The 24,047-nt window shown below is 31.1% G+C and carries 28 protein-coding genes and 1 pseudogene; 24 read left to right on the top strand and 5 right to left on the bottom strand.

Going from position 1 to position 24,047, the window contains the following annotated elements; translation table 11 throughout:
- Positions 1-60 precede the first annotated feature (60 nt).
- The 5 genes from GQF29_RS02770 to GQF29_RS02755 all read left to right on the top strand — a co-directional run bounded on the left by GQF29_RS02770 (position 61) and on the right by GQF29_RS02755 (position 4,818).
- Positions 61-738 carry a TIGR00266 family protein gene (locus tag GQF29_RS02770; RefSeq protein WP_008788312.1) on the top strand — a complete coding sequence of 226 codons (678 nt, stop codon included), beginning with the start codon at positions 61-63 and terminating at the stop codon, positions 736-738.
- A gap of 30 nt (positions 739-768) precedes the next feature.
- Entirely contained in the window at positions 769-1,698 is a 930-nt protein-coding gene (locus GQF29_RS02765) for a DUF1848 domain-containing protein (protein WP_008788313.1), read from the top strand.
- 574 nt (positions 1,699-2,272) lie between these two features.
- Positions 2,273-2,977 (top strand): trans-sulfuration enzyme family protein, encoded by a 705-nt coding sequence (locus GQF29_RS18785; RefSeq protein ID WP_270601761.1) that lies wholly within the window; start codon positions 2,273-2,275, stop codon positions 2,975-2,977.
- 8 nt (positions 2,978-2,985) lie between these two features.
- Entirely contained in the window at positions 2,986-3,447 is a 462-nt protein-coding gene (locus GQF29_RS18780) for a PLP-dependent transferase (protein ID WP_008788315.1), read from the top strand.
- A gap of 225 nt (positions 3,448-3,672) precedes the next feature.
- Positions 3,673-4,818, top strand: coding sequence for a D-alanyl-D-alanine carboxypeptidase family protein (locus GQF29_RS02755; RefSeq protein ID WP_008788316.1), 1,146 nt, complete (start codon positions 3,673-3,675; stop codon positions 4,816-4,818).
- Between the two features lie 220 nt (positions 4,819-5,038).
- Here the strand turns inward: GQF29_RS02755 and GQF29_RS02750 are convergent, their stop codons facing one another.
- Genes GQF29_RS02750 through GQF29_RS02735 form a run of 4 tightly spaced genes read right to left on the bottom strand, consistent with a single transcriptional unit; the run spans position 5,039 to position 8,074 of the window.
- Positions 5,039-5,794 (bottom strand): ABC transporter permease, encoded by a 756-nt coding sequence (locus GQF29_RS02750; protein WP_008788317.1) that lies wholly within the window; start codon positions 5,792-5,794, stop codon positions 5,039-5,041.
- Positions 5,760-6,749, bottom strand: coding sequence for an ABC transporter ATP-binding protein (locus tag GQF29_RS02745; RefSeq protein ID WP_008788318.1), 990 nt, complete (start codon positions 6,747-6,749; stop codon positions 5,760-5,762). The genes GQF29_RS02750 and GQF29_RS02745 overlap by 35 nt, the downstream gene beginning before the upstream one ends.
- Before the next feature lie 2 nt (positions 6,750-6,751).
- The gene (locus GQF29_RS02740; protein WP_008788319.1) at positions 6,752-7,207 is read right to left on the bottom strand and encodes a GyrI-like domain-containing protein; all 456 of its coding nucleotides are present in this window, start codon (positions 7,205-7,207) and stop codon (positions 6,752-6,754) included.
- 3 nt (positions 7,208-7,210) lie between these two features.
- The gene (locus GQF29_RS02735) at positions 7,211-8,074 is read right to left on the bottom strand and encodes an AraC family transcriptional regulator (RefSeq protein ID WP_008788320.1); all 864 of its coding nucleotides are present in this window, start codon (positions 8,072-8,074) and stop codon (positions 7,211-7,213) included.
- A gap of 261 nt (positions 8,075-8,335) precedes the next feature.
- Between GQF29_RS02735 and GQF29_RS02730 the strand changes: the two genes are divergently transcribed.
- The 6 genes from GQF29_RS02730 (at position 8,336) to GQF29_RS02705 (ending at position 12,722) form a co-directional block, all read left to right on the top strand.
- On the top strand, positions 8,336-8,677 hold the full coding sequence (locus GQF29_RS02730) for an STAS domain-containing protein (protein ID WP_008788321.1): 342 nt from the start codon (positions 8,336-8,338) through the stop codon (positions 8,675-8,677).
- Entirely contained in the window at positions 8,674-9,099 is a 426-nt protein-coding gene (gene spoIIAB / locus GQF29_RS02725) for an anti-sigma F factor (protein ID WP_008788322.1), read from the top strand. The genes GQF29_RS02730 and spoIIAB overlap by 4 nt, the downstream gene beginning before the upstream one ends.
- Positions 9,092-9,817, top strand: coding sequence for a SigB/SigF/SigG family RNA polymerase sigma factor (locus tag GQF29_RS02720; protein WP_008788323.1), 726 nt, complete (start codon positions 9,092-9,094; stop codon positions 9,815-9,817). Before spoIIAB ends, GQF29_RS02720 begins: the two co-directional genes overlap by 8 nt.
- 28 nt (positions 9,818-9,845) lie before the next feature.
- Positions 9,846-10,346 carry a signal peptidase I gene (gene lepB, locus GQF29_RS02715; protein ID WP_008788324.1) on the top strand — a complete coding sequence of 167 codons (501 nt, stop codon included), beginning with the start codon at positions 9,846-9,848 and terminating at the stop codon, positions 10,344-10,346.
- Positions 10,347-10,375: 29 nt separating this feature from the next.
- Positions 10,376-10,870, top strand: a complete 495-nt coding sequence (locus GQF29_RS02710) for a hypothetical protein (protein ID WP_008788325.1) — start codon at positions 10,376-10,378, stop codon at positions 10,868-10,870.
- Positions 10,871-10,967: 97 nt separating this feature from the next.
- Positions 10,968-12,722 (top strand): hypothetical protein, encoded by a 1,755-nt coding sequence (locus GQF29_RS02705; RefSeq protein WP_008788326.1) that lies wholly within the window; start codon positions 10,968-10,970, stop codon positions 12,720-12,722.
- 681 nt (positions 12,723-13,403) lie between these two features.
- Here the strand turns inward: GQF29_RS02705 and gdhA are convergent.
- Positions 13,404-14,747, bottom strand: a complete 1,344-nt coding sequence (gdhA, locus tag GQF29_RS02700) for an NADP-specific glutamate dehydrogenase (protein WP_008788327.1) — start codon at positions 14,745-14,747, stop codon at positions 13,404-13,406.
- A 152-nt stretch (positions 14,748-14,899) separates the two neighbouring features.
- Here gdhA and GQF29_RS02695 point away from each other — a divergent pair, with 152 nt between their 5' ends.
- The 13 genes and pseudogenes from GQF29_RS02695 to rbr all read left to right on the top strand — a co-directional run bounded on the left by GQF29_RS02695 (position 14,900) and on the right by rbr (position 23,949).
- Positions 14,900-15,280 carry a hypothetical protein gene (locus GQF29_RS02695; protein WP_017144158.1) on the top strand — a complete coding sequence of 127 codons (381 nt, stop codon included), beginning with the start codon at positions 14,900-14,902 and terminating at the stop codon, positions 15,278-15,280.
- Between the two features lie 28 nt (positions 15,281-15,308).
- A complete protein-coding gene (locus GQF29_RS02690) occupies positions 15,309-16,190 on the top strand; it encodes a damage-control phosphatase ARMT1 family protein (protein WP_008788329.1) in 882 nt (293 codons plus the stop codon).
- Between the two features lie 281 nt (positions 16,191-16,471).
- Positions 16,472-17,440, top strand: coding sequence for an ATP phosphoribosyltransferase regulatory subunit (locus GQF29_RS02685; protein WP_008788330.1), 969 nt, complete (start codon positions 16,472-16,474; stop codon positions 17,438-17,440).
- The gene (hisG, locus tag GQF29_RS02680; protein WP_008788331.1) at positions 17,433-18,077 is read left to right on the top strand and encodes an ATP phosphoribosyltransferase; all 645 of its coding nucleotides are present in this window, start codon (positions 17,433-17,435) and stop codon (positions 18,075-18,077) included. Before GQF29_RS02685 ends, hisG begins: the two co-directional genes overlap by 8 nt.
- A complete protein-coding gene (gene hisD, locus GQF29_RS02675; protein ID WP_008788332.1) occupies positions 18,055-19,353 on the top strand; it encodes a histidinol dehydrogenase in 1,299 nt (432 codons plus the stop codon). Before hisG ends, hisD begins: the two co-directional genes overlap by 23 nt.
- Before the next feature lies 1 nt (position 19,354).
- Complete coding sequence (gene hisB, locus GQF29_RS02670) at positions 19,355-19,942, top strand: imidazoleglycerol-phosphate dehydratase HisB (RefSeq protein WP_008788333.1); 588 nt, start codon at positions 19,355-19,357, stop codon at positions 19,940-19,942.
- Positions 19,943-19,963: 21 nt separating this feature from the next.
- Positions 19,964-20,569: an imidazole glycerol phosphate synthase subunit HisH gene (gene hisH, locus GQF29_RS02665; RefSeq protein WP_008788334.1), complete on the top strand. Its 606-nt coding sequence runs from the start codon at positions 19,964-19,966 to the stop codon at positions 20,567-20,569.
- Positions 20,566-21,303, top strand: coding sequence for a 1-(5-phosphoribosyl)-5-[(5-phosphoribosylamino)methylideneamino]imidazole-4-carboxamide isomerase (hisA, locus tag GQF29_RS02660; protein WP_008788335.1), 738 nt, complete (start codon positions 20,566-20,568; stop codon positions 21,301-21,303). The genes hisH and hisA overlap by 4 nt, the downstream gene beginning before the upstream one ends.
- Positions 21,273-22,040: an imidazole glycerol phosphate synthase subunit HisF gene (gene hisF / locus GQF29_RS02655; RefSeq protein WP_008788336.1), complete on the top strand. Its 768-nt coding sequence runs from the start codon at positions 21,273-21,275 to the stop codon at positions 22,038-22,040. The genes hisA and hisF overlap by 31 nt, the downstream gene beginning before the upstream one ends.
- The gene (gene hisIE, locus GQF29_RS02650; protein WP_008788337.1) at positions 22,037-22,678 is read left to right on the top strand and encodes a bifunctional phosphoribosyl-AMP cyclohydrolase/phosphoribosyl-ATP diphosphatase HisIE; all 642 of its coding nucleotides are present in this window, start codon (positions 22,037-22,039) and stop codon (positions 22,676-22,678) included. Before hisF ends, hisIE begins: the two co-directional genes overlap by 4 nt.
- Entirely contained in the window at positions 22,678-22,917 is a 240-nt protein-coding gene (locus GQF29_RS02645) for a hypothetical protein (RefSeq protein ID WP_008788338.1), read from the top strand. Before hisIE ends, GQF29_RS02645 begins: the two co-directional genes overlap by 1 nt.
- 229 nt (positions 22,918-23,146) lie before the next feature.
- Positions 23,147-23,305 (top strand): annotated as a pseudogene (locus GQF29_RS02640) (GNAT family N-acetyltransferase); the annotation flags it as partial.
- 47 nt (positions 23,306-23,352) lie between these two features.
- Entirely contained in the window at positions 23,353-23,949 is a 597-nt protein-coding gene (gene rbr / locus GQF29_RS02635; RefSeq protein ID WP_008788339.1) for a rubrerythrin, read from the top strand.
- The last annotated feature ends 98 nt before the right edge of the window (positions 23,950-24,047 follow it).

Raw genomic sequence — 24,047 nt, 5'->3', positions numbered from 1 at the left:
CAAAAATAATTCTCATTTATTTGAATATCATGTAAAATGAAAGTATAGGAGGAATAAAATATGGAATATGAAATTAAGGGAGTTCCCCTTCCAGTCGTTATTTGTTATCTAAAAAAGGGTGATGTTATGCTAAGTGATAGTGGTGCTATGGCTTGGATGGATCCATGTATGGAAATGGGAACAACAAGCAATGGTGGAATTGGAAAAGCTTTTGGGAGAATGTTTTCTGGCGAAACAATGTTTTTGAATTCATATACTGCTAATGCAGATGGTAAAATTGCTTTTTCATCATCTTTCCCAGGTGAAATTAGAAAATATGATATTGAACCAGGTAAAGAAATTGTTATTCAAAAATCTTCATACTTAGCGAGTGAACCAACTGTTGAAAGAACAATCTTCTTTAATAAAAAAGCCATGACAGGTATTTTTGGAGGAGAAGGTTTTATTATGAATAAACTTTCTGGAAAAGGAACCGTTTTTGTTGAAATCGATGGTGCAACAGTTGAATATGATTTGGCACCTGGACAAAAGATTGTTGTAGATACAGGATATGTAGCTGTGATGGATGCCACTTGTACCATGACTACACAATCAGTTCCAGGATTAAAAAATAAGATGTTTGGTGGAGAAGGATTCTTTAATACAGTCGTGACAGGTCCAGGACATGTTGTTTTACAGACAATGCCAATCTCTGCAATTGCGGGTAGTCTTGCTCAATTCTTCCCATCTGGAAAATAAGTCATACATTGTATGACTTTCTTTTGATTTATGATTATAAATGCAAGTTCAAGAACAGATATACCAGCTTACTTTAGTGATTGGTTTTTCCAACGTCTTAAAGCTGGATATGTCTATGTGAGGAATCCTTATTATCCAAACCAAATTACCAAATATATACTTAATCCTGAAGTTGTAGATAGTATTGTTTTTTGTACCAAAAATCCACATCCAATGTTATCCAGATTAAAATTGTTAAAAGATTATCACCCTTATTTCTTTGTAACAATAACCCCTTATGAAAAAGAGATTGAACCTCATGTTCCATCTTTTCAAGATGTTATTTATGATATTCAAGAACTCTCTTTAAGCTTAGGAAGCCATAGTGTAAGTTTTCGTTATGATCCTATTTTCATAAATCAATATTATACGATAGAAAAGCATATTCAAACTTTTGATATTATCACAAAACAACTAGAGGGATATACACATGAATGTGTTATAAGTTTTATTGACCTTTATGAAAAAACAAAAAAGAATTTTCCTGGTATTCAGGAAGTCTCATTGAATGAACAGCAATATTTAGCAGAAGCCTTTGCAAAAATTGCTGCTCAAAGGGGAATTCATATCAAGACATGTGCTGAAAAATTAGATTTAAGTGAATATGGAATCACTCATGAAGGGTGCATTACCCGTCAAATACTAAAAGATGTGACAGGATATCCATTAAAAGAGTTGAAATCGCAACCTTTAAGGCAGGGATGTCATTGTTATCCAAGTCGTGATATTGGTGAGTATGATACATGTTTACATGGCTGCATCTATTGCTATGCTAATGAAGACAAACAGTTGGTACAAGAGAAATATAAAAGACACGATCCATCGTCACCATTACTCATTGGTCATATTCATTCTGACGATGTGATAAGATTAGCCAAGCAAGAAAGTTATATAGAAAGACAACTCTCATTTGATTTATAGAAATGAGCATAAATACCGAAACTTTGAGGGATGTCTGTAAGTTATTCATGATGTCTTTTTGAAACTAATACACAAAAAGACCTTTGGCTGTGTTTGCCTTGTCCACAATGTCATTCAATGCATAATTGAGATATAAATGCAGTAAAAAAAAGCAGCCAATGGATTATCTGTATAAATAAACAATAGATTAAGGTATGCTCAAGGAAAGTAAGTGCGAGTCATATTCAACATCAAAACGAAACAAAGATAAGATACCATGTTTTGCTAATGAGAAATTCATAGAAAATAAGTCCATATAATAAATTCAGGAAAAAGAGATGTGAAGAAGTATAAGCAAGATAACAGGAAGTTTAAAATATTATTCTTTGTATTGAAAAGTATAATATTCTCTGATGAGATTTGTTTGATGAAATATAATTAAATTGGTATATAGTTATGGGATTTTTGACACAATAAATTATTAAGTCTGGTGTTTTCTTATCAATTGTATAAGAGATAAGTAGTATAATAATTATTCATCAATTGATAGGAAAACATTGACAAGGTTATGAAATTGAGAAAAGAGGTTAAAAGAATGAAAGATTTAGAAAATATTTGTTTATCAGTTGAACATGATTTTGATGGAAAGTATCAGTCTGTTGCTCCAGAAATTGTTCAAACATCATCATTTCAATTTCAGAATTTTGCACACTATGTTCATGTTAATACAGATCATGAGTTTGCATATACGTATACAAGAGGTGATAATCCAACACTTGAAATACTAGAAAAGAAAATCGCTCATTTAGAAGGAGCGGAGTGTGGAAGAAGTTTTGCTTCAGGTATGGGAGCTATTTCTGGAACAATCTTAAGTTTAGTGAAAAAAGGTGATCATATCATTATCGTTAACACTGTTTATGGCTCAAGTGTTAAATTGATTCAACAGCTTCAAAAGTTTGGAGTGGAAAGTACAAAAATAGATGTTCAAGAGACAAAAGAGATTTTTGAATATATTGAACCAGAGACGAAGATGATTTATTTTGAAAGTCCTTCTTCGCAAAGATTTGAAATGTTAGATTTAGAAATGATAGCAAATGTTGCTAAAGAAAAAAATATTTATACAGTCATTGACAATACTTGGGCAACTCCATTGTTACAGAATCCATTAAAATATGGTATAGATGTTGTCATTCATTCTTGTTCAAAATATATTGGAGGACATAGTGATATTGTTGGAGGTATTGTTTTATGTCGTCAAGAGATAATGAAATACATAGATGATTTCGCACATATTTTTTAGGAGCAACTATGTCTCCTATGAATGCCTGGTTAGCTGTACGTGGACTGAGAACTTTACCAGTTCGTTTGAAAGCACAAGAAAAATCTGTTTTAGATGTGATAGATTTTTTAAGGAATGATCCAAGAATAGAGAGAATTTTTCATCCAACTTGTAATGGTGAAATGCAGAAAGATTTGGCTAATCGTTATTTAAAGGGGTATGGAAGTTTATTAGGAGTTGTTTTAAAAGATGCAAATCCAACCATTATTGAAAGTTTTGTAGATGCTTTACATCATTTTACATTGGCTTATAGTTGGGGTGGTTTTGAGAGCTTGATTTTACCAGTATTTAAGGGCAATAATCAAGATGAATTAGAAGCGCGTGGTTTGGCTTTGGGACAATTAAGAATGTATATTGGTCTTGAAGAAACTGAAATTCTTATTGAAGATTTAAAACAAGCACTAGATATTGCTTATCAAGTGAAAATGTAATTTTTAGGCATGATATTTGGTGAAGAATTGTATCGTGGTGATATCAAGAAAGTTGATTCTATAAAAGAGTTTCTAAGTTTAAAAGTAGGAAATTAGGATGGTGAAGATGAAATCGAAGCTATGTTATTATGAAAAAGATATTTAATAATAAAAATAAGCGACAATGATTTGTTGCTTTTTTACATTTTTTTCTTTTTATCACATATAATGACTTGAGGTGTTTCCATGATTAAAAAAATACTTATATGTTTATTTGTAATGTTATTGTGTATGTTTCCTAAAGTTGTTTATGCTGAGGATTTAAAATTGGCGCCGAATGCTGCTTCATCTGTATTGATGGAAGCATCTACTAAGCAAGTCCTTTATTCATCACATGAAACAGACAAGTTATTCCCAGCATCCACAACAAAAATTATGACAATGATTCTTATGTTTGAAGCAATTAATAAAGGAACATTGAAATGGGATGATGTTTTAACATGTAGTGCTTATGCTGCAAGTATGGGTGGAAGTCAAATCTATCTTGAAGAAGGCGAACAGATGAGCGTTTCAGACTTATTTAAAGGAATTAGTATTGCATCAGCTAATGATGCCTGTGTTATGGTGGGAGAAAGAATTGCAGGGACAAATGATGGATTTGTGAAAATGATGAATGAAAAGGCTAAAGAATTGAATTTAACCAATACACATTTCATGAATCCAACAGGACTTCATGATGATAACCACTATACTTGTGCTTTAGATTTAGGATTAATGGCTTCCTATTTAATTCAAATAGGTGGTGATCGTTTATTTGCAACAACTTCTCTTTATGACAGTTATATTAGAGAAAATTCTGCTCAAAAATTTTGGTTAGTCAACACCAATAAGTTACTAAAATCTTATGAAGGAGCAGATGGATTAAAAACAGGGTATACAAAAGAAGCAGGTTATTGTATTGTTTCAACAGCAAAAAGAAATGGTTTAAGACTTATAGCAGTCGTCATGAAAGAAAGTGAACCAAAAGTGAGAAATCAAGAAGTTTCTCAATTGTTAGATTATGGTTTTTCACTTTATGAAAATGTGATTCTCTTTAAAAAAGATGATATCATTGAAAAGATTCCTATTGAAAATGCAAGACAAAAATCAGTAGAGGTTGTTTGTAAAGAAGATGTTGTCTATGTTAAAGATAAGAGTGCTCAAGATGAAGTCACATATGAAATGAATTATACAAATCTAGTTCCACCTATAAAAAAAGGTGAAACAATTGGACATATATTATTAATGCGTAGTGATGTTAATATTGCTTCGTTTGAAGTTGTAAGTAAAGATGATATTGAAGCTTTAACTTTACCTGAAAAAATGTACAATTATTTTAAAGCATTCGTATAAAATAAGATATAGTTCAATGAGATTGTTATACTCTATAGAATGAATACGAAATAAAGTCGTATCATATATAGGGTATTTTTATATTTTAAATAACAATACTTCTCATGTGTATAAAAAATAACTTAATTTATCAAAAAAGATGATTTCATAAATATATAAAATCATCATGAGATTATTTGCTTATGGTTATTCTATTGTTTCTCTATAGAAAATATTAGGTTTATAAATTGGTTTCCTTTTTTAATTTGTGATGTGCCCATAAGAAGCTGATACACCCAAGTATCATAAAAAGAATCATTACAAAAATCATCTGTCCAATATCTAATCTTTCATAGAGAATAAATGAGCGTAATATATTAATAACATGAGTAAATGGATTGATATGAATAGCAATTGCTAAAGCACCATGAATATTGTTAGCAGGAAATAATGCAGTGCTAAGAAAGAAAATGGGAAGAACAATTGCATTCATAACTGTTTCATACATAACTTCATTTGGAAGTATAAGACTTATAGCATAACAAATTCCTGCCATAAAAAATGACATTAAGAATATCAAAATAATTATATATAATATGATGGAAATATTTAAAGGAATTCTAACAGAAAAGAATAGACTAACTATAACCATAATTGTCACTTCAAAAAACGAACATAATACAGCTTCCAAAAGTTGTCCTAAAACAATAGAACTGCGATGAATAGGGGCAATCAGAATACGATAAAAACTGCCATCATTTTTCATTAAGTAATTCATAATTCCACCACTGCTACAAACACCAAAACTCACCAACACTATGAGTCCAGGTAGAATAAAGGCAGTATAATTCTTAATTCCTGTATTTTGCATAGTGCTTCCAGCTACTGAACTATACATGACTAACCAAAGCATTGGTTGTAGAATAGTAATGATTATGGTCAATGCATTGTGAAAACGCCATTTAATATTTCTGTGTAATATTGCCAAGACATTCATTTTCTTTTTTCACCTCCTGTTCTTTTTTTGTAGTTAAGCGTAAGAATACATCCTCTAAAGTTGGTTGTATGATTTGAATACTTTGACAAGGAATGTGGTTTTTTAATAGAAAATTCATTGCTTTTTCCATATCAGAATGGCTGTTTTGTATATTAACAATTATTGATTTATTTCTTGCAAATACTGATCTGCCTACAAAAAGTTGTTGGAATAAAGGAAGGCATTCTTGAACTTCATTTTGAGTTAAAAATTGTATTTGCAGACTATCTTGATGAATAAGCGAACGGAGTTGTAAAGGTGTTCCCTGTATAACATCTTTCCCATCTTTCATAATGCATATTGTATCGCTGAGTTGGTCTGCTTCTTCTAAATAATGCGTTGTTAGAAATATTGTTGTACCAAAATGATCACGTATTTTTAACAACATATCCCACATCCTCATTCGTGATTGGATATCCATTCCAACAGTTGGTTCATCTAAAAATAAGATTTTTGGATTTGACATCATGTTCAATGCAATATCTAAGCGCCTTTTTACTCCACCAGAATAAGATGATACAGGATAATTTCTATATTGTTCTAGTTCAAAATCTCTTATTAATTCCTCTATCTTTTCTTTTGCTTTAGCTTTAGGAATTTTATAAAGACGGCTTTGAAACATCATGTTTTCTTCTAAGGATAAATGTGTATCAATAGAAGTTTGTTGGGCAACACATGCAATTGTTGAACGTACAACATCAGTCTGATTGTGAATATCTTGATCAAACATAATCACTTTACCAGAAGTCGGTTTTAAGTAAGTTGTGAGTATCTTAATAAGTGTAGATTTTCCTGCTCCATTTTGCCCTAGTAGAGAGAAAATTTCACCTGTTTTTACAGAAATATTAATTCCGTTTAATGCCTGTACACCATTCTTGTATTTTTTAACGGTGTTTTGTGTCTGAATAGCGTACATATTTATTCCTCCATAATTGGAAATTGTATTTCTGTAATGTATTTGCTGGGATTCCCTTTTAAGAGCATGCCAGGACCTTTTATGAAAACTTCGCGAAAAGGTGGAACTAAGATAAATTTATTTTGTTTGGCAAAATCATTAATACATTCATATGCAAGTGAAAGTGTTTCATAGGGACCGATATGAGTAACGCAGATTGCTTTTATGCGTGGTAATTGCTTAGTTTCTATACCATTTCCAGTAGGTGTTGCGTTTGTTGGAACACAAAGTTCCATCTCTCCAATTTTCGTTTCTTTATTAAGTGAGAGATAGTTGAATAAGGGCGCCCCATTTGTCTTTCCCATAATCGCTTTAAAGACATGAGGAAAAACTTTATTGGCTTCAGTAACAACTCCCACATACTTCATATAAGCGACATGAATTGGTTCAATATCTTTTAATACAATTTGATAGTTCATAAATTAATTCTCCTTCTTTTTTATGGCAATCCACACTTCAGAATAACCACTTATGGGTTTTTCCTCTTCTATGGGATATACCTCAATATCAGGAAGTCCTGCATATTCATAGCCCGAGAATAATAGCCATTCTTTATAAAATCGTTGAAAAACACTTTGTACACTCTCTTGAAAATGTCCATCAGTTTTAAAGATAACCCATGTTGCTGCTGGTATTTCATATTCGTACATTCCTTCTAAAATAGGTTTATCACTTGCTGCAGCAATATAGTAAAAAATATTCTCAGGATTCTGATAAACACTGATTCCTAAAATTCCTCGAGGTTCTAATGTAGATAAAGAACATATTTTTTGAAAATTCATTCCTTGTCTTGTTTCTTTCCAAAAGTTGGGGATATTTTTGTGATTTTCTCCCATGTCTTCAACTAATGGAGTACGGATGCCAACAATACGCATAGCATCTTTTTTCTCAATGTGATATGACATAACATGACCGCCTGTAACTTCAACAGAAAATTTGATTGGTGGATATGCATTTAATATACTTCCCATGTTTTTAGCAGCAGTGGGAGTCATACCATGAACATTTTGAAATGCTCTATTAAAAGAAGTAGGGGAAGAATATCCATATTTCAATGCAATATCTATGACCTTTTGTTCTGTTCTTTGTAATTCAAAAGCCGCTTGCGACATCCTGCGACGACGAATATACTCCGCTAATGAAATACCTGTTACATAGGTAAACATACGTTGAAAATAGTACGTTGAACAACAGGCAATACGTGCTGCTTCATCATTAGATATTTCTTTATCCAAATTGTTTTCAATATATTCTATGGCTTTATTTAAATTCATTAACCATTCCATGCAAGTTCCTCCTCATACATTATCTTATCTTAATGGTTATTTATATTCCTCTCTTTTCTTGTCCTCATTTGTAAACTTTATCTTAATCAAATTTTTATATCAATACATTTCTTTAAGTTAATCAAGATCTTTTTATCTATAATAATGTAAAAATTTAAAAGTGCAGATTTTTTCTACTTTTGTAGGTTTTGTTCTAGTTTTAGCGAATCGATTTTCTTTCAAATTGAATTGGTATATGATAGCAAAGAAGGAGGAATTGATGTGGAAAACAGTATGAATATAGAAATTACAGATCAGTTAATTATTGTCCATTTTCAAGGTGAAATAGATTGTGTTAATGCCCCTGTTTATCGTCAACAATTAAGTGATCTACTAGAAGAAACAAATGAAGACGTCGTTTTTGATTTTAAAGGCACATCTTTTATTGATAGTTCAGGAATTGGTTTGGTTTTAGGTCGTTATAACCAACTCAAGTTTGATCATAGAACTCTTATTTTAACAGGTTTAAATCAGGTAGCATATCGTTTATTTGAATTAACAGGATTATTTCAAATTATGCCTTATTATGAAACAATTGAAAGTTTAAAGGAGGGGACACTATGAATCAAATGGAAGTTAGCTTTAGTGCATCACTTGATAATGAGAACTTTGCTCGTACGACAGTAGGTGCTTTTTTAACACCTTTAAATCCAACAATCGACGAGATTATTGAATTTAAGACAATTGTTGCAGAAGGTGTCAGCAATGCGATTATTCATGGCTATAATCATAACCCAGAGTGTATGGTTGTTATGAAAGTACAAATAGAAGATCGTCAAGTCAAACTCATTATACAGGATTATGGAAAAGGCATTGAAAACTTAGATCAGGTGAAAACACCTTTTTATACAACCGCAAAAGACTTAGAACATGCAGGAATGGGAATGACAATCATAGAAACACTTGCTGACTCATTAGAGATAGAAAGTGTTGTCAATATAGGAACAAAACTAATCATCACAAAAAGACTGAAAGATAATGGCTAGCTCAAAAACATTAGACTTACTTGTAAAGGTGCGTTCAGGGGATGAACAAGCTAAAGAACAGGTGGTCAAAGATAATCTTGGATTGGTATGGTCTATTGTTCATAGATTCAAGAATAGCTATTATGATAAGGAAGATTTGTTTCAAATTGGTTGCATTGGATTAATGAAAGCTATTAATCATTTTGATCCATCATATAATGTCCAATTTTCAACATATGCTGTTCCTATTATTATGGGAGAAATCAAAAGATATTTCCGTGATGATGGAACAATCAAAGTTTCACGTTCACTCAAAGAATTAAATATCAAGGTCACCAAAGCCAAAGAGATATTGCAGGCAGAAAATAATGAAGAACCTACTGTTGAAGAAGTTGCCCGTTATTTGGAGGTAGATGTACATGATGTTGTTGAAGCTATTGACTCATCTTACTACCCAACTTCATTAAGTGAACCAATATATGAAAAAGATGGTTCAACAATTAGTATGGAAGATAGATTAATTGATAAGAGTGATCATATGTGGTTTGAAAAAATTGCCTTGGAAATGGAAATGGAAAAACTAGATGAGAAAGAGAAAATGATTATCTATATGCGTTATCAATTAGATTATAATCAGGAAGCTATAGCTCAAAGATTGGGAATTTCACAAGTTCAGGTTTCACGACTTGAGAAAAAAATTGTGACAAAATTGAGAACACGCTTAAAAGATGGAGGATAATGTGATATAATAAATCAAGGTGATAGAAATGGAAAAAGAAGATATCAAGAAATCCTTGTTTGAATATATAAAAGTGATTATTATAACAGTTGTATTCACTTTAGCAGTCCTTTATTTTATACAAATCTCTCGTGTTGTTGGTGCTTCAATGGAACCAACTTATCATAATGGTAATATTATTCTTGTAGATAAAGTCTTTTATAAGAAAGGACAGCCTTCTTATAATGATATTGTTGTTGTGGCATATCATGTGAGTCCTGGAGAAGATCAAATTATTAAAAGAATTATAGGATTACCAGGTGATCATATTGAAATGAAAGACAATAAACTTTATCGTAATGGAGAATTATTGAATGAAGACTATATCAAGGAAGCGATGGTAGGCAATGAAGATTTTGCCTATGATATACCAGAAGGAAAAGTCTTTGTTATGGGAGATAACCGTAATAATAGTATAGATTCACGAATGATTGGATATATTGATTTTGATGATCAGGTTGTTGGTCGTGTGTTTTTTAAGGTCTTTTGATAAGACCTTTTTATTTTGGAGGAGAAAAAATGAAAATCAGATATGATCGTTTGATAACTGTCGGAGTTATTGTCAGCATTATTATTGGCTTGTTTATATATTTGATGTCGCATAAAGTTCATGATGAAGAATATAATGGAAAGATAGAAACATATGTTGCAAGTTATCGTCAGAATGACAAAATCTATACCTTTGATTTGAAAGCATTTCAAAAAGATGATATATGGTATGCATCATTAAATGATATGTATAATATGGTTGTGATTATGGATAAGAATGCTCGTGTCTATATTGATCAAAATAAGCACACTTTAACATATCAATTGAGCGACAGCGACTATCATTTTGATTATGGTCGAGGAAGGATTGTATACAATAATGATAGTATAGATTTAAGAAAGAATAGTCATGATATTTATATTTCTCATAAAAATGTATATGTATCTGTCTATTTTATAGAAAAAATAGTATTAAAAAATGAAAAAAAGATAAATTTTAAAAATAAAAACGCTATCATTGAATAAATTTTACGTTTTTAGTAGTCAAGGAGAACTTTTTTTGATAGAATGTATGATAATCAAAAGGGATATAGATTGATATATCTAAAGGAAGGGTGGAATTATGGCGTATAAATTTAATGTCACAAGAGGTAATGCTATTTTAAATTTCTCAGAAGAGTTTTGTCAAAGTCGCTGTCAATTGATAGAAAGTGAATCTTTTGCAAAAGTCTTAGAAAAATATATTAGGAATATAAAAAGAAAAGATACAACTATTTATGTATATCTTCATAGTATTCAAGAAGATGATGTTGATTTGTTAGAAAACTTAAGAGGAATCTTTAAATTATTATTAGTTATGTCTGTTGATGAAGTTTGCAGTATTCGTCCAGAAGCTCAAAAATATTTTAAAGATAATGATATGTTCATTGCACTTGTTGAAGATATTTACTTATTCTGGAGACGTCTTCAAAGATATGCAGTTGTTTTTAATGAAACGAAACGTGCTGGTTATCAAAATGTTCAATTTGCTGATGCCCAAAATGAATTTGAAGAATTGGTTTTGGAAGTCTATCGTACCATCGAAAGAGCACTTGGTAAAAAAGATAAAGTTATGCGTCAAATTACAGCAGGGGTGAATGCTGGATTAACTGTGACACATATGCGACCATTTTTACCATATGAATATCGTAATTTAGATGAAATCCCATTTATTGAATCTGTGGTTATTCATCCACCATTTATTGCTTATTCTAAACGTAATAAAAGAGATGGTGTTTTTCCTGAGATGAAAACAAATCCAATAGAAGATAAGAAATTTGATTCAGATTCATGGTTCTGTTATCCTGCCAAGGTTGGAGATTTATTATGTTTTATTTATTTTAATGTCAAATTTATGGCACAAGGTGTTACATTGTGTAATTTATTTGATTTAGCAGATGAATCTGAATATAGAAATAGAAAACCAGATTTGATCTATGTCTATGGTTATGAGGATGGGAAGGATAATCAGGCATTCTACCAAGATGAAACAAATGATATGATTGTTGCTTTATTATCAGCAAATGATGATTTTGATTATTTTGGTTATATGAAAAAAATGGTTTTAACTTTGCATAATGTCCAAAAAATCAATCATAGAGAATTACCAATTCATGGAGCAATGGTGAAAATGACTCTCCATAATGGAGAAACAAAGAATATTGTTGTTATGGGAGATAGTGGTGCTGGAAAGAGTGAAACTATTGAACAGATTAAAGTTTATGGGGCTGCATATATTACTGATTTGAAGACAATCTATGATGATATGGGAGTTCTTTCATTAGATGAAAAAGGACAAGTAAAAACATCTGGAACAGAAATTGGGGCTTTTGTTCGTTTAGATGATTTAGATGCTGGATATAGCTTTAAGGAATTGGATAGATCTGTATTTATGAATCCTGATAAAGTGAATGCTCGTATTGTTATTCCTATTACAGACTATAAAGATGTTGTAGCTAAACATGATGTTGATATGTTCTTATATGCTAACAACTATGAAGATAAAGATGAAGCATTAAGTTTCTTTGAAAATGCTGATGATGCTTTAGAAGTCTTTAGAGCTGGTGCACGTATGGCAAAAGGAACAACAACAGAAATGGGAATTGTAGAAAGTTATTTTGCAAATCCATTCGGTCCTGTTCAAAGAAGAGATCAAACTGAGCCTATTTTACAAGATTATTTTAAAAGAATGTTTAAACAAGGTGTTAAAGTTGGTCAATTACGTACTAGACTTGGAATTAAAGGAAATGAGCATGAAGGTCCTAAAGCTGCTGCTATTGAAATTTTAAAATATGTAACAGGTGAAACTGAATTAAAAGAACTTCCTGCTGAAGAATAAAAAACTCTCATTATGAGAGTTTTCTTTATGCAAAAATACAGATAATTTGAATTGTAATAAAAATTGATATGAATATAAATTCTTGGTAGTATTTATATATAATGGCTAAATAGAGTGCATAGAAGAATAGAGGAAGACTTATAAAACAAGTAGGAAAAAGAATACCAACCCACCAAGGAAAGCTTCCAAAACTTGTAGATATACTTATGCATTGAATAGTCATAATAATAATCATGAATAAAAATAATGAATAGAAAATGATTTTATGTTTTTTCATATCTTATTTCCGATGATTTCTATAAATGAGAAAGAATGAGAATAATAATCCAATAATGCATGAAAATAAGCACAATCTAGCTGGTGTTATAATAATAGCAGAGCCTGCAAAGTCTTGAGTGATATTGGGCAAAAAGAAGGATAGTACTAAAAATGAGACTGAATATATATGGTGGATATGATTTCTTTTGAATATGTTTGATTTGTAATCATTCCTCATATGACATATGAAAGTATTGATACATTTTTTTCTTTTCTTAACATTTTTAATCTTTCTCCAAATTCTATAGAAATCTCCTTTCATTGTTATTATCTAACATGTTCATATCTTTGTCTATATCATTATTGTAACATATCTGTAGTCATTCGTTTACAAAATAAAAAAGTTCACTTTTGTGAACTTCTTTAATAAATACCTTGTGAAATCATGGCAGCAACAACTTTTTCAAAACCAGCAATATTTGCGCCTTTGATTAAATCGTATCCTAAACCATATTTTTCAGCTGCCGCAACAGAAGAATTATGAATATCAATCATGATTTGGTGTAATTTCGCATCTACTTCTTCTTTTGTCCAACTATATCTCATTGAGTTTTGTGCCATTTCTAATGCTGAAACAGCAACCCCACCAGCATTTGCTGCTTTTGCAGGTCCTAAAATTCCTTTGTTTTCAAGGAAATAAGCAATGGCTTCAGGAGTTGTTGGCATATTTGCTCCTTCAATAATATATTTGACTCCATTAGCAACCAATTGCTTCACTTCGTCAAGTCCAATTTCATTTTGAGTTGCACAAGGGAAAGCCATATCAACTTTTAATCCCCATGGTTTTTCACCAGCATGAAATTCGCATCCGAATTTCTCTGCATAATCTTTTAGTTTGACGTTGTTGTGACTTCTGATTTGAACCAAGAACTCAATTTTTTCATCAGTTACAATTCCATCAGGATCATAAACGTAACCATCTCTACCTGAAATAGAAACAACTTTTGCTCCATACTCTCTTGCTTTTAAACAAACACCCCAAGCAACATTTCCATAACCTGAACAGGCAATTGTTTTTCCTTCATAAGAGTCATCAAAGTGACTTAATACTTCTTTACCATAATATACAGCACCAAATCCTGTAGCTTCTGGTCTAATTAAAGAACCACCATAAGGCATTGGTTTTCCAGTAAGAACACCATTTTCAAATGCTCCTCTGATTCGTTTATACTGTCCATACATATATCCAATTTCTCTAGCACCAGTACCAATATCCCCAGCTGGTACATCAACATCAGGTCCAATATGACGATATAATTCAGTCATAAATGATTGACAGAAACGCATAATTTCTGCATCTGATTTTCCTTGTGGATCAAAATCAGAACCACCTTTACCACCACCAATTGGTAAAGTTGTTAATGAGTTTTTAAAAATTTGTTCAAACCCCAAGAATTTAATAATACCTAAGTTAACAGATGGGTGTAATCTTAATCCGCCTTTATAAGGTCCAATAGCACTTGAGAATTGTACACGGTAACCTCTATTGACTTGCACCTTTCCTTTATCATCCTGCCATGGGACTTTAAACATTAAAGTTCTCTCTGGTTCAACGAGTCTTTCAAGAATAGCCATATCTTCATACTCAGGATGAGCAAGAATAACAGGTTCTAAGCTTTCAAGAACTTCTTCAACAGCTTGAATGAACTCTGGTTGATCTGCATTTTTAGTTTTCACTTCATCTAATACTTTTTCAATATATTTCATAGTATGAATCCTCCTTTTTTCCTATTATATACAAAAATAAATAAAAAACAAACATTTTAATAAAAAATTATTATTTTTTTTTAGAATTCCATAAAATAAGATAATCATTTTGTTTTAAGAAGAAATATGATAAACTATGAATGGTGATAAAAATGAATAAAAAATTTAAAGAATATAGAATGTTTCTGGTTTGTTTCGTTATTTTTATAGCTTTTTTAGGTGTTGCTGTTTATTGTGGGTTAGAGGACCATAGAACACAAATGATAGGAGCTCTTATGTTATCTTTAATAGCGTTATTTTTGTTATTATTAAGATATAAGATGGTATTATTTGATGATGTTATGATGATTTATGAATGGAAAGTGGCTGCCATGCTTCCAACTATGATTGAATATAAAGATATCCAATTTGTTGAAAAAAAATCACAGCATCATGTAGTGATTAAACATACACATATTAGTCATATCTATGTATTTAATAGTGATCTTTTTATATCTACATATAAATCTTTGAAAAATCATGACTCTCACTGAGAGTTTCTTTTGATTGGAGGAAAAGAATATGAAAATGCATGATGAATGTTTACCTTGTTTGGTCAATCAGGTTGTTAGGGTTGCTAAGATGACAGAAGCAACTCATACAAATAGACTTTATCAAAGAGTTTTTCAATATTTGAGTCAGTTAGATTTTACGGAGTCAAATCCAGAAATTATTGGTGCAACTTTTCGTTTATTGAAAGAACATATTGGTAATGATGATCCCTATAATCAATTGAGACAGTATTATAATCAATTGTTTCTTAAAGAACAGAGTTTTTTTGAACAAAAAATAGATAGTTCTTATAATCCTTTGATAGAAGCAATGAAGTATGCAATTATAGGCAATATTATAGATTTTAATCCTATGCATAATCAAAATGTAGAAGACATTATGAAGTGGTTTGAAAAGATAGATACATATCAATTCACTATTGATGATAGCGAACAATGTATATGTGATTTAAAAAAAGCTAAAATGTTATTATATTTAGGAGATAACTGTGGTGAAATTTGTTTGGATTTATTACTTATTAAAAAGATAAAAGAGCTTAATCCTCAACTTCATATTTATTTTGGGGTCAGAGGATCAGCCGTTGTAAATGATTCTATAGAAGAAGATGCTTATTTTGTAGGAATGGATAAATATGCAGATATTATCAGTAATGGTGATGATTCTTTAGGCACAATTTTACCAAGAACGAGTTTGGAATTTCAACAGATTTATCATCAAGCTGATGTAGTCATATGCAAGGGTCAGGCAAATTATGAAAGTTTAAGTGAAGATTTAAAACAAAGTCTTTATTTCTTGTTGATGGTGAAATGTGATGTCATTGCTAAGGATATTGGCGTTAAACAAAAATCACTTGTATGTCTTAAGAGCAGACAGAAAAACACAAAGTTTTGAGATATCAAGAGATATTCAAAAAAGAATAGGAACTTTTTCAAAAAAGTTCTTTTTTTATTGTATAAAATGTGTTAGAATAGTAAAAAATGAGGTGATATTTATGAAAAACACAATTTTATATTCAAAATTTCATCACCATCATTGGAACAACTAGGGTTATATCTAAAAGAATAGATACAACCCATTTTGTGTATATAAAATTTGGTTGTATCTGATGGCTTAGAGGTTTATATGGCGAGTCATTAAGACTCGTCATTTTTTTATAAGAGAGGGGATAAAAAATGGAAGAATATAAATATTTGATACCAGAAGAAAGTATAGATGCAATTATGAATAATGTATCTACATTACGTAAGATTGAAAATGATTTAAGAAGAGTATTTGTTGAGCATGATTATTTAGAAGTCTTGATGCCTTCTTTTGAATATGTTGATTTATATAATGCTTTAGATAGTGGAATTGAAGAGGAAAAAATGTTTCAATATATTAATTTTGAAGGAAAAAGAGTTGCTTTAAGGACTGACTTCACTATTCCTTTGGCACGATTATATAGTAGTCAAAAAGAAATAGGAGTTAAGAGATATTGTTATTTTGGAAATGTCTATCGTAAAGAAAAACGTCATAAAGGAAGAAGCAGTGAGTTTTTTCAGGCTGGAATAGAGTTATTAGGACAAGCTGGATTTGCAGGTGATATAGAATGTTTGCATATTATTCAAGAGACATTATCTTATTTAGGATTAAAAGATATAAAGATTGAAATGAGTTCAGCTAAATTCTATAAAAGACTATGCGAATTGGTTGATGATACTTCTTTTGTTGATATTTTAAAGAAGAGAGATTTATCTTCTATGAAAATATTAATAGATAGAAAAGGTATTCAAAGTCCTCTTAAAGATTTGCTTATTCAGTTGCCAAGATGCTTTGGAGATATAGCAATGTTAAATCAAATGATTATGATGATACAAGATCAACAATTAAAAGATGCTTTACTTGAACTTAGAGATCTTTATGACAAGTTAGAGAAAAAAGAGTTCTTTAGTTTTGATTTAGCAATGACTCCTAGTATGAAATATTATACAGGTATTATCATTAAAGGTTATTCTCCATATAGTGCAGATACAATTATAAATGGTGGTAGATATGATAAATTGATGGATCATTTTCATAAAGTTGTTCCAGCTATTGGATTTAGTTATGATTTGAGTCATATCTTAAAGGCACTTGAAAAGGAGGAAGAAAACAATGCTTAAGATTGCTATTACAAAGGGGCGTATCGAAAAACAGGTTTGTCAATTGTTAGCTAAGCAAGGTTTTGATATGGAGCCTATTTTTCACAAAGACAGAGAATTATTAATTGAAACTCAAGATGGATTATCAATGATTTTTGCTAAAGCCAATGATGTTTTAACTTTTTTAGAACACGGTATTGTTGATGTAGGTTTTGTTGGTCAAGATACTTTAGATGATAGTGATTTTCATGATTATTATGATATGTTAGATTTAGCAATTGGGAAGTGCTATTTTGCAGTTGCTGCTTATCCAGAATATAGAAATAAAGAATTCAAAAGAAGGAAGAGAATTTCTTCTAAATATACGAAAGTTGCTAAAGATTATTTTACATCTAAGCAAGAGGATGTTGAAATTATTAAACTTGAGGGATCTGTTGAATTAGGACCAGTTGTAGGATTAAGTGATGCTATTGTTGATATTGTTGAAACAGGTTCAACACTTAAGGCTAATGGATTAGAAGTGATAGAAAAGATTAGTGATATTTCAACAAAGATGATTGTGAATAAAGTAAGTTTGAAATTTAAAAAAGACCAAATATTTAATTTGATTGATGCATTGAAGGGAGAAGATGAGAATGTTAAAAGTATTAGATTTTAAGGGGAATTTTGATGATATTGCTGTGAAATTTTCATCACGTAAAGCAGATATCTCGAAACAGGTGAATGATTCTGTAAATGATATTCTTGAAGATGTCAAGAAGAATGGTGATAAAGCTTTAATGAAGTATTGTCGTAAATTTGATGGCTTTATGATTGATAATCCTAAAGATTTTGTTGTGACAAAGCAGGAGATTTTAGATGGGGTTTCAGAAGTTGGTAAAGATTTTATGCGTATTTTGGAACGCACAAAACAACAGATTACAGAGTTTCATAAAAATCAAGTTGATAAATCATGGTCAATGTATAAGGGTAATGGAGTCATGATGGGACAACTTGTACGTGGACTTGAAAAAGTCGCCTTATATGTACCTGGTGGAACAGCAACTTATCCATCAACTGTTTTAATGAATGCTGTTCCAGCGAAACTAGCCGGTGTTAAAAATTTGATTATTATCACCCCTGTAAAAGCTGATGGGAAAGTGAATCCAACAATTCTAGCAGCAGCTTATGTCTGTGGTATTGATACAATTTATAAAGTTGGTGGTGCTCAAGCCATAGCAGGTGTTGCAATGGGAACAAACACTTTACCTAAGGTTGATAAAATTGTTGGACCAGGAAATATCTATGTTGCAACTGCAAAGAAGAATTGCTATGGAATGGTTGATATTGATATGGTTGCAGGACCTAGTGAAATATTAATTGTGGCTGATGAAAAAGCTAATCCTAAATATATTGCTGCTGATTTGATGAGTCAGGCAGAGCACGATAAATTGGCAAGTGCTATTCTTGTTACAACTTCATCTTCTTTGGTGGAAAAAGTGAATCAAGAATTGATACGTCAATTAAGTTATTTATCAAGAACAGATATTATTAAGGAATCAATTGAAAATTATGGAGGAGCTATTATTGTAGAGAGTCTTAAGGAGGCTTTCGAGGTTTCTAATTATTTAGCTCCTGAACATTTAGAAGTATTGGTTGAAAATCCTATGAATACACTCCCTTTGATTCAAAATGCTGGATCTATATTCCTAGGTGAATATACTCCTGAGCCTTTGGGAGATTATATGTCAGGAACAAACCATGTTCTTCCAACAGGTGGCACAGCAAAATTTTATAGTGCTTTGGGAGTTTATGACTTTGTAAAATATTCATCTTATAGTTATTATCCCAAAGCAGTTTTAGAGACATTTCAAGATGATGTTATAAAGTTTGCAAAATTGGAAGGATTGGATGCTCATGCAAATAGTGTTGCAGTGAGATTCGAGGAGGAATAAAATGCGTACAAGTTCAATAATGAGAGAAACAAAAGAAACAAAAATAAGTATGGAATTAAATATAGATGGTAATGGTCAAGCTAATATTGATACTGGTATTGGATTTATGGATCATATGTTTGAACTTCTTGCATTTCACAGTGGGTTTGATATTAAGGTCAGTTGTCAAGGTGATTTAAAGGTCGATAGTCATCATACAGTTGAGGATTTAGGAATTGTTTTGGGACAATGTTTGAAAAATGCTTTAGGAGATAAAAGAGGAATTACTCGTTATGGGCAAATGACGATTCCAATGGATGAAGCTCTTGTCACAACAACTTTAGATTTAAGTGGACGTCCTTATCTTGTTTATCAAGTGACATTACCAATGCTCGTTTTGGGAAACTATGAAACAGAAATGACAAAAGAATTTTTCAAAGCTGTCAGTGATCAGGCGTTAATAACATTGCATATTCATGAAGCTTATGGTGAGAATACACATCATATTATTGAAGCTATTTTTAAGAGTTTTGCACGTGCTTTAAAAACTGCTGTGATGATTGATGAAAAGAATAAGGATATGGTTATTTCATCTAAAGGTCTTTTGTAAAATGCAGGAGGGGGATAAAAGATGGTTGTTATTATTGATTATAATGTAGGGAATCTCAAAAGTGTGCAAAATGCTTTTGAACGTATTGGTGTAGAAACAATCGTGAGTCGTGATCATGCGGTGATACGGCAAGCAAAAGGAATTGTTTTACCAGGTGTTGGTACTTTTCCTGTAGCTATGGACAATTTGAAAAGGTTTGATCTTATGACAATATTAAAGGAAAGAAAAGATGCTGGTATCCCTATTTTGGGTATATGTTTAGGCATGCAGATTCTTTTTGAAAAGGGTATGGAAATTAAAGAATGTAAAGGATTAGGATTTTTAGATGGAGAAATTCGGTTGATGGAAGTAGATGATAAAATTCCTCATATGGGATGGAATGAACTTTGTTTTCATCAAGATCATCCTCTTATTCAAAATATAAAAGAAAAAGATTTTGTTTATTTTGTTCATTCTTATATGGCTTATGTACCTAGTCAGGAACTCATTGCTTATTGTGAGTATGGTGGTGAGAAAATTACAGCAATTGTTGCAAAAGAGAATGTTATGGGGTGTCAATTTCATCCAGAAAAAAGTGGTGAAGTTGGTAAAAAAATATTATTAGCATTTAAGGAGATGATCAAATGATTTTAATACCAGCGATTGATTTAAAAGATGGACAAGCAGTCCGTTTATATAAAGGGGATTATCAACAAAAAACGGTTTATTCTACTTCACCTATTGATATTGCTTTAGAATTTGAAAACATGGGTGCAGATTATTTACATGTGGTAGATTTAGATGGTGCCAAAGATGGTAAAACAACGAATCTCAAAACGATACAAAAGATTAAAGAATCATTATCGATTCCAGTGGAATTGGGTGGTGGCATTAGAGATATGAAGACGGTTGATTTATATTTAAGTCAGATTGGAATAGATAGGGTTATTTTAGGAACAGCTGCAATTGAAAATCCTGAATTTTTAAAAGAAGCTCTTGATAAATATGGTCCAACTCGTATTGTCGTAGGGGTTGATGTTAAGGATGAGTTTGTTGCAACATCTGGGTGGCTCGTTAATACCCAAACACATTATTTAGATTTTTTAGAGGCACTAGAGAAGTTAGGTGTTGAATATATAGTTTGCACTGATATTTCTAAAGATGGAACACTAAGTGGTCCATCGTTTGATTTGTATAAGAATATTGCTCAACATTGTCATCTTCAGTTTGTCGTTTCTGGTGGTATTAAAGATGCTCAGGATATTTACAAAGTGAATGAACTAGGCTATTATGGATGTATCGTTGGGAAAGCTTACTATGAAGGAAAAATTAATTTGGAGGAGGTGATATCATGCTTGCGAAAAGAATCATCCCCTGTTTAGATATTAAAGATGGTAAGGTTGTTAAAGGTGTAAACTTTGTTGGTTTAAAGGATGTTGGTGATCCTATTGAGATTGCTAAACGTTATGATGAACAGTGTGCAGATGAGGTTGTTTTTTTAGATATTACAGCAACTTATGAAGAACGTGATATTATAAGAGAGTTGATACAAAGAGGGGCTAGTGAATTATCTATTCCATTGACAGTTGGAGGCGGTATTCGTACAATTGATGATTTTAGAATGATATTATCAAGCGGTGCAGATAAAGTTTCCATTAATTCAGCTGCCATTAAGAATCCTCAACTCATTAAACAAGCTTCTGATGAGTTTGGTGTTCAGTGTGTTGTTGTCGCTATTGATGCAAAAAAACGTGATGATAAGAGTGGGTATGATGTCTATATTGCAGGAGGGCGTCAAAATACTGGACTTGATTTGATTCAATGGGTGAAACAGTGTGAATCTTTAGGTGCTGGTGAAATCCTTTTGACTTCTATGGATCGCGATGGAACACGTGACGGTTTTGATATAGATATGTTGAATACTGTGATGAATGCTGTTTCAATTCCTGTCATTGCAAGTGGTGGCTGTGGTGATATTCAGGATATTGTTGATGTTTTTAAAAAAACAAATTGTGATGGCGCTTTAGCAGCATCTTTATTTCATTATGGTGAAGCAACAATTGATCAAGTTAAGGAAGAGTGTGCAAAACATTCTATACCAGTAAGGAGAAATATATGAGACCAGATTTTGAAAAGGGGAATGGTTTAGTACCAGCCATTATACAAGATTATCATACAAAAGAGGTTTTGATGCTTGCCTATGTTAATGAAGAAGCATATGAAAGAATGTTAAAGACAAAAGAAACTTATTACTATTCTCGTTCTAGGAATGAATTATGGCATAAAGGAGAAACATCGGGTCATTTTCAATATATTAAAGGAATGTATTTGGATTGTGATGAAGATACACTATTGATTTATGTTGAACAAATTGGAGCTGCATGTCATACAGGAACATATTCTTGTTTCTTTAATGAAATTATGCCATATCAGAATCTTGATATCTTTCATGAACTCTATGATTTAATTGAAGATCGCAAAGTGCATCCTGTGGAGAAATCTTATACAAATTATTTATTTGAACAAGGTATAGATAAGATTTGTAAAAAGGTTGGAGAAGAAGCAAGTGAAACAATTATTGCTGCTAAAAATAGTGATAATGAGGAATTGATTGGTGAGATTAGTGATTTGTTTTATCATGTCTATGTTCTTATGGCCAATCAAAATATTACAGTGGAAGATATAGAAAAAAAATTGGGAGAAAGACATCAGATTACAGGAAATAAAAAAGATTTTCATCAAAGAGGCGAATATTAATGAAAAATACTGCACTTAAATATACAATGTTATTAATCGAGTTTTTCATTTTAAGTGTTTTTATTCATTTTATAACCATTGCGCCATTAATTGATATTTATTGTATCGATTATATATGTAGTAATCTTATGAATACATTTCTATTGATGATTGTAGAACCAGTTCTTTGTATTCTTATTGTTGTTTGGTTATTAAATAAGAAAGAGAAACAATACTATGATACAATTTCCAATAATTAAAGATTTAGATGAACTTGTTGATTTAAGAATCAAAGATTTAAAAATGTTTTCTAAGTAGAAAATTGAAGAGAAAACAATTTAAGAAATTAGAACGTTTTCTTACTCATCAAGTTATGATCCTTCTAGGATATGCTCAGGAGTAATCTTTTATCAATACACAATTGTGCCTTCTCATTAAAATTTGAGTGGTAAAGTAGGACAATTGATAAATGTTTGAGTAGATCATCATTATCATCATCAAGGTATTGCGACAAAAATGATTGATGAACTGATTGGTCAAAATCAAGTTGGAATGATTTGTTTATATTCATCAAAAGAGGTTATGAGACTCTATGAGAAATATGGATTTATACAAAAAGAGAATTATTTTGTAATGTATACAGAATAATTCTTTTTATTATTGTTTATACTGAGTTTATTGAAGGAGGGATACAAATGAGTATCAAATTTGAAGAAAGTCAAACGAAAGAGAATTTAATGCGTGCCTTTGCAGGAGAATCACAAGCTCGAAATCGTTATACATTTGCAGCTGGAGAAGCAGTTAAACAAAAACAACATATGATTGCAGATGTATTCTTATTTACAGCTAATCAAGAAAAAGAGCATGCCGAAATATTTTATAATCATTTAGAATCAATGGCAGGTGAGACTATTTTTATTGATGGTGGTTATCCAGTTGATTTATCTAACGATGTCAAAACATTATTAGAATATGCTAGACATAATGAGTATGAAGAATATGAAGATGTTTATAAAAATTTTGCTGAAGTTGCTAAGCAAGAAGGCTTCCTAAAAGTTTCACAAGATTTTAAGAATATTGCAGATATTGAAAAAACACATGGTGATCGTTTTGGTCAATTAGCAAAATGGATTGAAAACAATGAATTATATTCATCAACTTCTTCAATTCAATGGATGTGCCTTAATTGTGGATTTATTTTTGAAGGGACACAAGTTCCAGAAAAATGTCCTGTTTGTGATCATGATCAAGGATATTTCATTCGTTTAGAATATGCACCATTTATGAAATAAAGTAAACCGTCATAAGTTAAAGTTAATTTAATGAAAAGATCTAAAGTGTTGAGATATATAAACAAATACTTTAAATCTTTTTTATTTACCTAAAATAC

This window comes from Coprobacillus cateniformis (assembly GCF_009767585.1).
GTDB classification, from domain to species: Bacteria; Bacillota_I; Bacilli_A; order Erysipelotrichales; family Coprobacillaceae; genus Coprobacillus; species Coprobacillus cateniformis.
Note: the sequence above shows the minus strand (reverse complement) of the source record. Positions and strands in the feature narration are given on the sequence as shown.

Excerpts from the sequence above, each read along its gene's own strand:
- lepB (WP_008788324.1), top strand. The coding sequence starts at position 9,846 with ATGGAAAAAGAAGATATCAAGAAATCCTTGTTTGAATATATAAAAGTG.
- spoIIAB (WP_008788322.1), top strand. The coding sequence starts at position 8,674 with ATGAATCAAATGGAAGTTAGCTTTAGTGCATCACTTGATAATGAGAAC.
- GQF29_RS02750 (WP_008788317.1), bottom strand. The coding sequence starts at position 5,794 with ATGAATGTCTTGGCAATATTACACAGAAATATTAAATGGCGTTTTCAC.
- hisF (WP_008788336.1), top strand. The coding sequence starts at position 21,273 with ATGCTTGCGAAAAGAATCATCCCCTGTTTAGATATTAAAGATGGTAAG.
- GQF29_RS02755 (WP_008788316.1), top strand. The coding sequence starts at position 3,673 with ATGATTAAAAAAATACTTATATGTTTATTTGTAATGTTATTGTGTATG.
- hisB (WP_008788333.1), top strand. The coding sequence starts at position 19,355 with ATGCGTACAAGTTCAATAATGAGAGAAACAAAAGAAACAAAAATAAGT.
- GQF29_RS02740 (WP_008788319.1), bottom strand. The coding sequence starts at position 7,207 with ATGAACTATCAAATTGTATTAAAAGATATTGAACCAATTCATGTCGCT.
- GQF29_RS02685 (WP_008788330.1), top strand. The coding sequence starts at position 16,472 with ATGGAAGAATATAAATATTTGATACCAGAAGAAAGTATAGATGCAATT.
- GQF29_RS02645 (WP_008788338.1), top strand. The coding sequence starts at position 22,678 with ATGAAAAATACTGCACTTAAATATACAATGTTATTAATCGAGTTTTTC.
- GQF29_RS18780 (WP_008788315.1), top strand. The coding sequence starts at position 2,986 with ATGTCTCCTATGAATGCCTGGTTAGCTGTACGTGGACTGAGAACTTTA.
- rbr (WP_008788339.1), top strand. The coding sequence starts at position 23,353 with ATGAGTATCAAATTTGAAGAAAGTCAAACGAAAGAGAATTTAATGCGT.
- GQF29_RS02735 (WP_008788320.1), bottom strand. The coding sequence starts at position 8,074 with ATGGAATGGTTAATGAATTTAAATAAAGCCATAGAATATATTGAAAAC.
- hisIE (WP_008788337.1), top strand. The coding sequence starts at position 22,037 with ATGAGACCAGATTTTGAAAAGGGGAATGGTTTAGTACCAGCCATTATA.
- hisD (WP_008788332.1), top strand. The coding sequence starts at position 18,055 with ATGTTAAAAGTATTAGATTTTAAGGGGAATTTTGATGATATTGCTGTG.
- GQF29_RS02690 (WP_008788329.1), top strand. The coding sequence starts at position 15,309 with ATGAAAATGCATGATGAATGTTTACCTTGTTTGGTCAATCAGGTTGTT.
- GQF29_RS02765 (WP_008788313.1), top strand. The coding sequence starts at position 769 with ATGATTATAAATGCAAGTTCAAGAACAGATATACCAGCTTACTTTAGT.
- gdhA (WP_008788327.1), bottom strand. The coding sequence starts at position 14,747 with ATGAAATATATTGAAAAAGTATTAGATGAAGTGAAAACTAAAAATGCA.
- GQF29_RS02770 (WP_008788312.1), top strand. The coding sequence starts at position 61 with ATGGAATATGAAATTAAGGGAGTTCCCCTTCCAGTCGTTATTTGTTAT.
- hisA (WP_008788335.1), top strand. The coding sequence starts at position 20,566 with ATGATTTTAATACCAGCGATTGATTTAAAAGATGGACAAGCAGTCCGT.
- hisH (WP_008788334.1), top strand. The coding sequence starts at position 19,964 with ATGGTTGTTATTATTGATTATAATGTAGGGAATCTCAAAAGTGTGCAA.
- hisG (WP_008788331.1), top strand. The coding sequence starts at position 17,433 with ATGCTTAAGATTGCTATTACAAAGGGGCGTATCGAAAAACAGGTTTGT.
- GQF29_RS02745 (WP_008788318.1), bottom strand. The coding sequence starts at position 6,749 with ATGTACGCTATTCAGACACAAAACACCGTTAAAAAATACAAGAATGGT.
- GQF29_RS02710 (WP_008788325.1), top strand. The coding sequence starts at position 10,376 with ATGAAAATCAGATATGATCGTTTGATAACTGTCGGAGTTATTGTCAGC.
- GQF29_RS02695 (WP_017144158.1), top strand. The coding sequence starts at position 14,900 with ATGAATAAAAAATTTAAAGAATATAGAATGTTTCTGGTTTGTTTCGTT.
- GQF29_RS02720 (WP_008788323.1), top strand. The coding sequence starts at position 9,092 with ATGGCTAGCTCAAAAACATTAGACTTACTTGTAAAGGTGCGTTCAGGG.
- GQF29_RS18785 (WP_270601761.1), top strand. The coding sequence starts at position 2,273 with ATGAAAGATTTAGAAAATATTTGTTTATCAGTTGAACATGATTTTGAT.
- GQF29_RS02705 (WP_008788326.1), top strand. The coding sequence starts at position 10,968 with ATGGCGTATAAATTTAATGTCACAAGAGGTAATGCTATTTTAAATTTC.